Source organism: Providencia burhodogranariea DSM 19968 (assembly GCF_000314855.2).
GTDB classification, from domain to species: Bacteria; Pseudomonadota; Gammaproteobacteria; order Enterobacterales; family Enterobacteriaceae; genus Providencia; species Providencia burhodogranariea.
Genome location: NZ_KB233222.1, coordinates 691,018 through 702,447 on the forward strand (window position 1 = coordinate 691,018; position 11,430 = coordinate 702,447).

General features: G+C 40.3%; 8 protein-coding genes and 6 tRNA genes. 8 read left to right on the plus strand and 6 right to left on the minus strand.

Annotated features, from left to right (window positions below; translation table 11 throughout):
- Positions 1–123: 123 nt before the first annotated feature.
- The 3 genes from ptsH to cysZ form a co-directional block, all read right to left on the minus strand.
- Positions 124–381: a phosphocarrier protein Hpr gene (gene ptsH / locus OOA_RS02875; RefSeq protein WP_008910625.1), complete on the minus strand. Its 258-nt coding sequence runs from the start codon at positions 379–381 to the stop codon at positions 124–126.
- A 351-nt stretch (positions 382–732) separates the two neighbouring features.
- On the minus strand, positions 733–1,686 hold the full coding sequence (gene cysK, locus OOA_RS02880) for a cysteine synthase A (RefSeq protein ID WP_008910626.1): 954 nt from the start codon (positions 1,684–1,686) through the stop codon (positions 733–735).
- Between the two features lie 277 nt (positions 1,687–1,963).
- A complete protein-coding gene (gene cysZ, locus OOA_RS02885) occupies positions 1,964–2,728 on the minus strand; it encodes a sulfate transporter CysZ (RefSeq protein ID WP_008910627.1) in 765 nt (254 codons plus the stop codon).
- 367 nt (positions 2,729–3,095) lie between these two features.
- On the opposite strand from cysZ, the gene zipA reads away from it, so the two are divergent.
- The 4 genes from zipA (at position 3,096) to OOA_RS02905 (ending at position 8,153) form a co-directional block, all read left to right on the plus strand.
- The gene (zipA, locus tag OOA_RS02890) at positions 3,096–4,124 is read left to right on the plus strand and encodes a cell division protein ZipA (protein WP_008910628.1); all 1,029 of its coding nucleotides are present in this window, start codon (positions 3,096–3,098) and stop codon (positions 4,122–4,124) included.
- Between the two features lie 57 nt (positions 4,125–4,181).
- Positions 4,182–6,197, plus strand: a complete 2,016-nt coding sequence (gene ligA / locus OOA_RS02895; RefSeq protein ID WP_008910629.1) for an NAD-dependent DNA ligase LigA — start codon at positions 4,182–4,184, stop codon at positions 6,195–6,197.
- Between the two features lie 487 nt (positions 6,198–6,684).
- The gene (locus OOA_RS02900; protein ID WP_008910630.1) at positions 6,685–7,869 is read left to right on the plus strand and encodes a NupC/NupG family nucleoside CNT transporter; all 1,185 of its coding nucleotides are present in this window, start codon (positions 6,685–6,687) and stop codon (positions 7,867–7,869) included.
- 68 nt (positions 7,870–7,937) lie between these two features.
- On the plus strand, positions 7,938–8,153 hold the full coding sequence (locus tag OOA_RS02905; protein ID WP_008910631.1) for a DUF3820 family protein: 216 nt from the start codon (positions 7,938–7,940) through the stop codon (positions 8,151–8,153).
- A gap of 334 nt (positions 8,154–8,487) precedes the next feature.
- Here the strand turns inward: OOA_RS02905 and OOA_RS02910 are convergent.
- The 3 genes from OOA_RS02910 to gltX all read right to left on the minus strand — a co-directional run bounded on the left by OOA_RS02910 (position 8,488) and on the right by gltX (position 10,566).
- Positions 8,488–8,563 (minus strand) — tRNA-Ala (locus tag OOA_RS02910).
- A 38-nt stretch (positions 8,564–8,601) separates the two neighbouring features.
- A tRNA-Ala gene (locus tag OOA_RS02915) sits at positions 8,602–8,677 on the minus strand.
- 467 nt (positions 8,678–9,144) lie between these two features.
- The gene (gene gltX, locus OOA_RS02920) at positions 9,145–10,566 is read right to left on the minus strand and encodes a glutamate--tRNA ligase (protein WP_008910632.1); all 1,422 of its coding nucleotides are present in this window, start codon (positions 10,564–10,566) and stop codon (positions 9,145–9,147) included.
- A gap of 461 nt (positions 10,567–11,027) precedes the next feature.
- Between gltX and OOA_RS02925 the strand changes: the two genes are divergently transcribed.
- From OOA_RS02925 to OOA_RS02940, 4 genes are all read left to right on the plus strand, one after another.
- Positions 11,028–11,103 (plus strand) — tRNA-Val (locus tag OOA_RS02925).
- Positions 11,104–11,131: 28 nt separating this feature from the next.
- Positions 11,132–11,207: transfer RNA gene (locus tag OOA_RS02930), tRNA-Val, on the plus strand.
- 34 nt (positions 11,208–11,241) lie between these two features.
- Positions 11,242–11,317: transfer RNA gene (locus tag OOA_RS02935), tRNA-Val, on the plus strand.
- Positions 11,318–11,343: 26 nt separating this feature from the next.
- Positions 11,344–11,419 (plus strand) — tRNA-Lys (locus OOA_RS02940).
- Positions 11,420–11,430 lie beyond the last annotated feature (11 nt).

Here is an 11,430-nt window from a genome sequence, read left to right on the forward strand (position 1 = left end):
GGTAGGTGTTCTGATGTTGAAGAGAAAACAGTAAATTTATCAGTATATAAACTGATATCCCTGAATACCAAGACTCAGGGATGAAGGATCAAAAAGGTAACACTGGCTCTCTTGCTAGCAAGATTATTCCAGTTCACCCATCAGTTTAACTAAATGTTCAACTGCTTGTTTTTCATCTTCGCCTTCGGCAGAAATCGTCACAACAGTACCTTGAGTCAAGCCAAGAGTTTGCAGCTTGAATAGGCTTTTCGCGCTAGCGGATTTGCCACCAGAAATCAAAGTAATATCAGAAGTGAATGCCTTGGCTTCTTTCACAAATTGAGCGGCTGGGCGAGTATGTAAGCCATTTGGTGCTGTAATAGTGACTTCTTGCTGGAACATATTATTTCCTCAATAACTTTAGTTTTTTATAATCACCCAGCTATTGTAGATTAAATATTCTGGGTTTGCGTATAGTTAGATTATGAACTGTTAAAAAGGTTTCCTACTTGTCGAGTATCAACACTTTTTCAGATAATCAGCCTAAATAATTCCGTTATATTAATCAAAGAAACTCTCAATTGGAGTAAGACTCTGACCGAAACTCGATTAATTTCGTGGCGCAAAATAATTACTATGTTTAATACTAAACCCGCGGTTAGAAATCATCTCAATCCGTGCTAAAGTTTGATCTATGCCACAAAAAAAGCACCAAATAGGTGCTTTTTTAACGAATAGTTAACGATTTTACAATTAATCAGCAGAAAGATCTGCGAAGAGTACTGTAGATAAATAACGCTCACCTGATGAAGGTAAAATAACAACAATGTTCTTATCTTTAAATTCAGGCTCAGCGGCTAATTTAACTGCTGCTGCAATTGCAGCACCAGAAGATATTCCAGCGAGGATACCTTCATTTTCCATCAATTCACGAGCTGTGTTGATGGCTTCGTCATCGGTAATTTTGAACACTCTATCAATCAGTGATACATCTAAGTTTCCTGGAATGAAACCAGCGCCGATCCCTTGAATTTTATGTGGGCCGGGTTTAACTTCTTCACCTGCGATAGTTTGGCTAATGACTGGGGATGTTGCTGGTTCAACGGCAACGATAGTGACATCTTTCCCTTTGGTATTTTTTAAATAACGAGCAATACCTGTGATAGTTCCACCGGTACCAACACCCGCAATTATTGCATCAACATTACCGTCAGTATCTTCCCAAATCTCAGGCCCGGTCGTTTTTTCATGGATTTCAGGGTTAGCAGGGTTATTGAACTGTTGCAGTAAGATATATTTATTCGGATCACTTTTAACTATCTCTTCTGCTTTTTCAATCGCGCCTTTCATTCCTTTAGCACCCTCAGTTAATACAAGGGTAGCGCCTAATGCTTTAAGCAGCTTACGACGTTCTATACTCATGGTTTCAGGCATTGTGAGCGTTAGCTTGTAGCCTCTAGCTGCTGCAACATAAGCGAGAGCAATACCTGTGTTTCCACTCGTTGGTTCAACGAGTTCTTTCTCTTTGGTGAGAATGCCTTTTTTTTCAGCATCCCAAATCATATTCGCACCAATGCGGCATTTAACGCTGAAACTTGGATTTCGTGATTCGATTTTGGCTAAAATATTACCAGTACCAAAGTGTTTTAAGCGTACTAATGGGGTATGACCAATGGTTAACGAATTATCATCATAAATTTTACTCATGGGATATCCTTAGAATCAGGCAATTAGCCAATTAAAACTGAGAAATTGGAAGTAAGATTGATTTCAACATACGTGAACTCGTCATTATTGCAAATATGAATTAAGACTAAGCTTATAACGCTTAGTTATTTTATACAAAAAAGTTCTAAGTAAAAGGTTATTTATTAAATAGTGGACACTCAAATATGTCATGTTCATGAGAACAGCAGGGTAGGGATAAAAGCAAAAAAGCGCGAGTTATGCTCGCGCTTTTACAAGTAGGTAATATAACATAAAATCAGTAGCGAGCGTGACGAATGCGGTAGCGGTCGACCCACATTAACGTGGCCCCACACACAGCAACAGGCATGATCAGTAAATTGATGATAGGGATCATCATGAGTAAACTCACAGTGCTACCAAATTGAATGTTCTTCATACGGTCGTTTGCTAACGTTTGTTTCATTTCTTTAAAGCCAACACGATGATTATCGAATGGGTAATCACAATATTGAACTGACATCATCCAAGCGCCAAATAGGAACCACAGAACAGGCGCCACGGTTTGCCCAACGCCGGGAATAAGGAACAGTATCAATATACCGATTGCTCGTGGGAGATAATAACCAATTCTGACAAATTCCCGCTTTAGCATGCGAGGAACATCTTTAAGCAGGTCAGCCATACCAGCATCTGGAGCCGGAATACCAGTTAAATCAGCCTCGAGCTTCTCAGATAGCCAGCCATTAAAAGGAGCCGCAATAATATTGGCAATGGTACTAAAAAAATAGGTGAAGACCAGCAGGATGGAAATGACGGCAAGTGGCCAGATTAAATAATTAAGCCATTGTAACCAGTTAGGGATATAGCTCATAACTTGGTCAATCCAGCCGCCGAGCTTGCCATATAACCACCAAAATGCGCCACCAAGAAAGATAATGTTGGCTAAAAGGGGCAAAATAACAAAACGTTTTATACCAGGACGCGTAACAAGTCGCCATCCTTGAGCGAAATAATAAAAACCAGAATGGTCTTTTTGTTGCGAATCTGTCGATTGAGTCATACTTCTTATTCACTCCTTTACGATTGACCATGTATCATATAGATAGGATTTTAGGCTGACTAGTCATTATTTGCTTAAAAAAACAGCAAACGATAGCAGAATTGTCTCTTTCTTATAAGAAAATCGTTCAGAGGGTTGCACTTAGATCGTTTGACAAATAATCTTAGGGAGTATTCGTTATATTTCAAGTCACATAATTTGTTTTTTAGCATAGTATGGTGCTAGCTATCCGAATTACAGTCTAACTCTATGCTCATAGGGATTTTTCATCGGAATAGTATTGCTCTTTCCTATATGTAACTTGATTTATTATGGGTACTGTTTCTGCCGTGGTGGCATCATCATTCAACAATTAGAGATAGCAGCGATGCAGGATTTGCGTCTGATATTAGTGGTCGTAGGTGCGATAGCCATAGTCGCTTTATTACTGCATGGTTTATGGACCAGCCGTAAAGAGCGCTCAAGGTTATTCCGTGATCGTCCCGTAAAACGCCGAAAACATGACAGCCAGGATAAATCATCGAATGAAGAAGATGATGATTCTGCATTATTTACTGAAACCAACGCCGTGGAGCCACCAGTCTCTAAGCCGGTTGCTTCTGAGCCTGCGCATCAGGTACAAGAACAGCGTCGTGTCGAACCTGATTTGCCATCCATTTCACTGTCTGCTCATGACACTGAGCCTGAATTAAAAGTAGCTCCGGAACGTTCAGATTCCGTTGAATCTGCGCATGTACCTCGTGTTGAACCACGTGTTGATATGGAGAGTGAACAACCTCCAGTGAAAGTTGCACCTCAGCAACCTCAAGCGTCACAATCTACAGCTACACCAAAATTGCATTCGAATAGCGCGCAAGAACAACCTGAATTAGATTTAGAAACCAATAAAAATACTGAGGGGCAACAGCAAATTCATCATGAACAGGAACCGGAGAACACTGAGAAGAAAGCTGAACAACCGAAAGATCCATCTCCAGCAAACAACAAGGAGACGGTACTGGTTCTTCATGTAGCAGCACATCATGAGCAAGTTCTTCAAGGTGATGTATTGTTACAAAGCATCCTTCAAGCTGGGTTTCAATTCGGTGAAATGCATATTTTTCATCGCCATGTACACCCATCGGGTACAGGGCCAGTATTGTTTAGTCTTGCAAATATGGTTAAACCGGGTTCTTTTAACCCAGAAACTATGTCTGAATTTACTACGCCAGGTGTCTCCATGTTCATGATGGTGCCTTCTTATGGTGATTCAGCGCAAAACTTTAAATTAATGTTGCAAGCAGCACAACGTATTGCCTCTGATGCAGGAGGGGTCGTTCTTGATGATGAACGCAAACTACTTACACCTCAGAAGATTGAGGTATACCATGCTAGAATTCGCAATACATTGAATTAAATATCAGAATTAACTAAACCTCCTTAACTGGGGGTTTTTTATCTTTATTGGTGGAACATGACGACAAAACAACATCTCGACGCGCTGAAACAGCAATTACGCCATCACGAATATCAATATCATGTATTGGATGCTCCCGAAATTCCGGATGCTCAATACGATAAACTCATGCAAGAATTGAAATCGATTGAGGCGGATCATCCTGAATGGATCACCAATGATTCACCGACACAACGAGTTGGTGCAGCACCATTAGCGGCTTTTGATACTGTACGTCATGAAATTCCAATGTTATCTCTTGATAACGTATTTGATGAAGAGAGCTATCTTGCATTTGATAAACGGGTTCGAGATAGGCTTAAAAATCATCAAGAGCAAACTTTTTGTTGTGAATTAAAATTAGATGGCCTCGCTGTCAGTTTACTCTATGAAAATGGAGAACTTGTTCAAGCAGCAACGCGTGGTGATGGCACTGTCGGTGAGAATATTACGTCAAATGTTCGTACTATTCGTGCGATCCCATTGCGCCTTAAGGGCGGCAACATCCCTGCACGTGTTGAAATTCGTGGCGAAGTTTTTATGCCGCAAAAAGGTTTTGAAGCCTTAAATGATGAAGCGCGTCGTATTGGTGGCAAAATCTTTGCGAATCCACGTAATGCTGCTGCTGGCTCATTGCGTCAGCTTGACCCTCGCATTACGGCGAAAAGACCATTAACATTTTATTGTTATGGCGTTGGGCTGGTGGAAGGCGAAACTCTACCGGATACCCATTATGAGCGTTTGATGCAATTCAAAGCTTGGGGCTTGCCGGTGAGCGATTATGTGCAGCTGCGTAAGGGGCATCAAGCAGTACTCGATTTTTATCATGAAATTGAAAAAATCCGTCCAACACTGGGTTTTGATATTGATGGGGTCGTGATAAAAATCAATGATATTGCCACACAAGAAGCATTGGGTTTTGTTTCTCGGGCTCCTCGCTGGGCGACAGCTTTTAAATTCCCAGCACAAGAGCAAATGACGCTTTTAAAAGATGTTGAATTTCAGGTAGGCCGTACAGGCGCGATTACACCGGTTGCACGATTAGAGCCTGTTCAAGTTGCTGGGGTTATTGTTAGTAATGCTACTTTGCACAATGCTGATGAAATCGAACGCTTAGGTGTACATATTGGCGATACGGTGATCATTCGTCGTGCCGGTGATGTGATCCCACAAATTGTCAGCGTAGTCGAGTCTGAGCGTCCAGCCGATAGCCGTGAAATTATTTTCCCAACCCATTGCCCTGTTTGTGGCTCTGACGTTGAACGTGTTGAAGGCGAGGCCGTTGCACGTTGTACTGGTGGACTGATTTGTGGCGCGCAACGCAAAGAAGCGCTTAAACATTTTGTTTCCCGTCGTGCCATGGATGTTGATGGTATGGGGGACAAAATTATCGACCAGCTAGTTGAGCGTGAATATGTGCATACTCCAGCTGAGTTATATCAACTAAGTGCTGGGATATTGACTGGGTTAGACAGAATGGGACCTAAATCGGCTCAAAACCTCGTTGATGCATTAGAAAAGTCTAAATCAACGACATTGGCTCGCTTTATTTATGCTTTAGGTATTCGTGAAGTTGGCGAAGCAACCGCGTCAAACTTAGCGGCTCATTATGGAACGCTTGAAGCAGTTATGGCTGCTGATGAAGAGTCACTGAAAAGTGTACAAGATATTGGACATGTAGTTGCTAAGCACGTCGTTAATTTTTTCCGTGAAGAGCATAACCAAACTGTCATTAAAGACTTAGTTGATAAAGCAAATATTCATTGGCCGCAAGCTATTGCTGTTCAAATCAGTGAAATTGATAGTCCATTCGCAGGGAAAACGGTGGTTTTGACGGGGTCTATGAGTCAATTAACCCGCGACGAAGCGAAGGATAAACTGGTTGCTCTAGGTGCAAAAGTATCAGGAAGCGTTTCTAAGAAAACAGATGTAGTGATTGCGGGTGAAGCCGCTGGCTCTAAATTAGCAAAAGCAAATGAACTTGGTATCCAAGTTATTGACGAAAATGAGCTTATCCGTTTGCTAGGATCTTAATCCTTCACTATAGTTGATAGGGGTTATGTGTCTTTTAAGCTCAATTTTTATTCGAATTTAAAAAACTTATTTGAGACAAAATAGGCAAGGTGAGTGGCTTGCTGCCTCGAACACTAGGCAAGAGCCACTTAATACAGTAAAAAATCAATTTAATTTACTGTTTAGGTTTGTGATGGTGTTCTTTAAGCATTTAACACCTAAAATGATCAAATTGAAGTTATTTTAGCCAATTAATGTGGTTGAAATAAGCAATTAAAGATCAACAGCATCTAAGATGTTATTCCCTATAAGCATGGGTAATAAAATGACTAGCATCAATACTACCTCTTAAGTATTATTTTTATTTTTGAAACGTGATCAACCACAGATTTTCACAAAATAGGCGGAGTCCATTTTCATATAAATGTGATATTTATCGCATTTATATGTTGGTTATTACATAGAATATACACATAAACCGATTTGTTGTATTTGTATGGAGTCGCACATGACCTCGATCCTGCATTTTGTTCTATCCCTTGTTGTAATTGGCGCTCTTGCAATCTTGGCGAGCAGTAACCGTAAAGGAATACGACCTCGTTATGTCGTACAACTGCTTGTTATCCAAATTGCATTAGCATATTTCTTTTTGCATTCTAATGTAGGTTCTTCATTCGTACTCGCTGTTGCTGGCGTATTTAACCATTTATTAGGTTATGCAGCCGAGGGAACTAAATTTGTTTTTGGCGGCATGATCGAAGGTAATTTAGCATTCTTCTTCTTGCAAGTTCTCTGCCCAATTATCTTTATTTCAGCACTAATCGGTATCTTGCAGCATATTAAAATATTGCCTATCGTTATCCGTGTGATTGGTACTGTTCTATCAAAAGTGAATGGTATGGGTAAACTGGAATCTTTTAACGCTGTTAGTTCATTGTTACTTGGTCAGTCTGAAAACTTTATCGCTTATAAAGACCAATTAGGTAGAATGTCTGACCGTAGAATGTACACAATGGCAGCAACCGCAATGTCGACAGTTTCTATGTCAATTGTGGGAGCTTACATGACGATGTTAGAACCTCGCTTTGTTGTTGCAGCGCTGGTACTTAACATGTTTGGTACGTTCGTTGTTCTTTCATTAATTAACCCGTATCCGCCAGAAGCTGAAGAAGAGTTGCAAATGAGCAACATTCACGAAGGCCAAAGCTTCTTCGAAATGTTGGGTGAATATATTCTTGCAGGTTTTAAAGTTGCTATCATCGTATCAGCTATGTTGATCGGTTTTATCGCTCTAATTGCAATGGTAAATGGTATTTTCTCAGCGGCTTTTGGTATCAGCTTCCAAACTATGCTGGGCTATGTATTCTATCCATTTGCCTGGATTCTAGGTATTCCTGCTGAAGAAGCACTACAAGTTGGTGGCATCATGGCAGTTAAAATGGTTACCAATGAGTTTGTTGCAATGAGTGATTTACAAACTGCGGCCGCTGGCTTATCAACGCGTTCAGTTGGTATCTTGTCTGTCTTCTTAGTTTCTTTTGCTAACTTCTCTTCAATTGGTATTGTTGCAGGGGCTATCAAAGGTCTGAATGAAAAACAAGGTAATACTGTTGCACGCTTTGGGTTAAAATTATTGTATGGTTCAACTTTAGTAAGCTTCTTATCTGCGGCAGTTGTAGGATTGATTCTGTAATACTGCAAAAAATGTTAAAGTACAAAGCGGCGTTCATAATGAATGCCGTTTTTGTTTTTGGAGGACGAATGGAAAAACAAGATTTAATCGATATGGCTAACACGTCAATGCCTTTTGGTAAATATAAAGGCCGCGCTTTGATTGATCTACCTGAAGAATACCTTCTATGGTTTTATAAGAAAGGTGAGTTTCCACAAGGGCGGTTAGGGCAACTTATGGAAATGACGTTAGGACTTAAAATTGAAGGGTTAGATGGCCTTGTAAAGCCTTTAAAGCGTATCTAGTAAACCTTTAGTTAATATTTTTCTAATACGTTTGTAAGCGTTTGTGAAAGACAATACACAATACTAACGCATCCTCTCTCAACGTCTGATGGCATTAATGCCATATCCGTACGAGTAATCATCTATTTCATCATTTAAATGTTCGATGAATTCATGCCTATTAGCTTTAGTGATCGAAAAGCTTCAGTAACATTGATATTGATTCGCTGAAATCAATACAGTATTCATTGCTATAATTTAATTTAAAAATTGATATTTAATAGGTTGCTACAAAATAGAATCAAAGAGATTGGGATATAAAGTAGTTATGGAATTTGATATTGATGAGAAGTTTTGGTGGAGCTAAGCGGGATCGAACCGCTGACCTCTTGCATGCCATGCAAGCGCTCTCCCAACTGAGCTATAGCCCCAATAGAGTGATTTTTAAGCCATCTAATTGGGATTTAGATGGTGGAGCTAAGCGGGATCGAACCGCTGACCTCTTGCATGCCATGCAAGCGCTCTCCCAGCTGAGCTATAGCCCCAAACAAAATCTTTTGGACGGGAGGGATAATATTCAAGCAATGTCAGGGTGTCAATCAAATAATGTGGTTTTGGGTTTAACTGCTGAATTATAGAGCATTTAGTCAGCAATTGAAGGGATCTCGTACTTAAGTTATTAACCTTTTTGAGCCTTTCGTGTCTGAAGGAAAGTATATAAATCTGAGTAAAGGGTTTTCGAACGAGCCGTGTGAACGGAAAGATCCAATATGTAATATTTATCATGCAACACTAAGTATAAAAAAACAAATGGGAGTGATGCATGTAACTTACTCAATGATTTTAATCAGTATTCAAAGAGAGAATATAAATGTAGGCAGACTTTGATATTCTGTTATAAACAAAGGGAGATAATAAGAGCACTTGGCTTTAATATGAAAAATACAGATAGAAATAGGTGCATTGAAATAGCCTCATGATGTGTTACACCATGAGGCTGAGACATTATAAATTATTGAGCTGAAGCTTCACGTTCAGCAATAAAAGCGAGTGCTTTATCAATACGAGCAAGAGAGCGTACCTTCCCAATAGCATGAACGGTGACATCTAGACCTGGTGATTGACCCGCACCTGTTACGGCAACACGTAATGGCATACCAATCTTACCCATACCAACGTCTAATTCAGTCGCTGTTTGTTCTATAGCTTGATGAACGTTTTCTGCGCTCCAATCGGTAATTGCTGCCAGTTTTTGTTTGACAGTTTCAAGTGGTTGACGAGCAACAGGACGCAAGTGTTTCTTCGCTGCATCGGCATCGAACTCTTCAAAATCTTCATAGAAATAATGGCAGGACTCGGCCATTTCTTTCAATGTTTTGCATCGCTCACCCAATAATTTGATCAGCTCAGTGAGCTGTGGCCCATTTTGGGTGTTGATATTTTGTTGTTCGATATGCCATGCAAGGTGAACGGCAACTTCTTCGGCTGGTAAATGGTTAATGTAGTGGTGATTTAACCACAACAGTTTATCTGTATTAAATGCGCTGGCAGATTTGCTAATCGCATCCAAGCTGAAATAATTAACCATCTCTTCACGAGTGAAAATTTCTTGATCACCGTGTGACCAACCCAGCCTAACTAAATAGTTGAGCAGTGCTTCAGGTAAATAACCATCATCACGGTATTGCATTACGCTAACAGCGCCATGACGTTTAGATAGTTTTTTACCATCATCACCCAAAATCATTGAGACGTGAGCATATTCAGGAACTGGAGCACCTAATGCTTTGAGAATATTGATTTGGCGAGGAGTGTTATTAATATGATCTTCACCGCGGACGACATGGGTAATTTCCATATCCCAATCATCGATAACAACGCAGAAGTTGTACGTTGGAGCGCCATCAGTACGACGAATGATTAGATCATCTAATTCTTGGTTACTGAATTCAATTGGCCCACGGATATTATCATTAAAGATAACAGAACCGTCTTGTGGGTTACGGAAACGAACGACGTGAGGTTCATTTGGCGTGTGGTTATGTGCATGGTCACGGCAAAGACCGTCATAGCGTGGTTTTTCACCATTTGCCATTTGTTTATCGCGCAATTCCTCTAAACGTTCTTTTGAACAATAGCAACGATAAGCAGTACCAGCGTCAAGCATCTGGTCAATAACTGCGTTATAACGGTCAAAGCGTTTAGTTTGATAATAAGGACCTTCATCCCAATTCAAATTTAACCAGTTCATACCGTCCATAATGGCATCGATAGCTTCCTGAGTTGAACGTTCCAAATCAGTATCTTCGATACGCAGAACAAATTCGCCCTGATTGTGGCGGCTGAATAACCAGGAATAAAGAGCTGTACGCGCTCCACCAACATGCAAATAACCAGTTGGACTAGGTGCAAAACGGGTTTTAATTTTACTCATCGAGATTGCCTTAATTACAATACGTGGTTTCTAACGTGCTGAGGTTCTATATTTCATAGACACAGGTTAAGTGCAAAGTATATGCAAGTTGTGTTTTCGTGATAATAAAGGATGGGATATATTTCACATCTCGATTAATTGTCACTTGAAGTTAGCCAGCATGTCTAAAATGTTGTTCTATTCTATCACCCTATGGTGATTCCTCAATCAGGTTATCGATACTGAAACAAATAAAATCAGTCAGTAGAGCAAAAAATAGCTCTTTTTTAGAGTACGAATATATTTTTATTTTAATATTTGAATTGCGAGTCAGTATGAAATAACTGATATTTGGTTAAATAAGAATCTTTTCTGGTGAATATTGGAACATCTTGCTTATTTTTACAACGAACAGAAAAAAACTATTGAAAAACCGTTGACTCAGAACGAGGGATCCCTATAATGCACCTCCATCGACGACAGGGCGATTAGCTCAGTTGGTAGAGCACCTCCCTTACAAGGAGGGGGTCACTGGTTCGAACCCGGTATCGCCCACCACTGTCGAAGATAGCATAAATGAATAAATGGGCGATTAGCTCAGTTGGTAGAGCACCTCCCTTACAAGGAGGGGGTCACTGGTTCGAACCCGGTATCGCCCACCATTTATTTATAAAAATGTGAAGTATATTATGAAGTGGGCGATTAGCTCAGTTGGTAGAGCACCTCCCTTACAAGGAGGGGGTCACTGGTTCGAACCCGGTATCGCCCACCACTTCATAAAAAATCACATTATCTTGAGGGTCGTTAGCTCAGTTGGTAGAGCAGTTGACTTTTAATCAATTGGTCGCAGGTTCGAATCCTGCACGACCCACCACTCAAGAAAAT

Coding starts and splice junctions, on each gene's coding strand:
- ligA (WP_008910629.1), top strand. CDS start 4,182: ATGACGACAAAACAACATCTCGACGCGCTGAAACAGCAATTACGCCAT.
- gltX (WP_008910632.1), bottom strand. CDS start 10,566: ATGAGTAAAATTAAAACCCGTTTTGCACCTAGTCCAACTGGTTATTTG.
- cysZ (WP_008910627.1), bottom strand. CDS start 2,728: ATGACTCAATCGACAGATTCGCAACAAAAAGACCATTCTGGTTTTTAT.
- cysK (WP_008910626.1), bottom strand. CDS start 1,686: ATGAGTAAAATTTATGATGATAATTCGTTAACCATTGGTCATACCCCA.
- zipA (WP_008910628.1), top strand. CDS start 3,096: ATGCAGGATTTGCGTCTGATATTAGTGGTCGTAGGTGCGATAGCCATA.
- OOA_RS02900 (WP_008910630.1), top strand. CDS start 6,685: ATGACCTCGATCCTGCATTTTGTTCTATCCCTTGTTGTAATTGGCGCT.
- ptsH (WP_008910625.1), bottom strand. CDS start 381: ATGTTCCAGCAAGAAGTCACTATTACAGCACCAAATGGCTTACATACT.
- OOA_RS02905 (WP_008910631.1), top strand. CDS start 7,938: ATGGAAAAACAAGATTTAATCGATATGGCTAACACGTCAATGCCTTTT.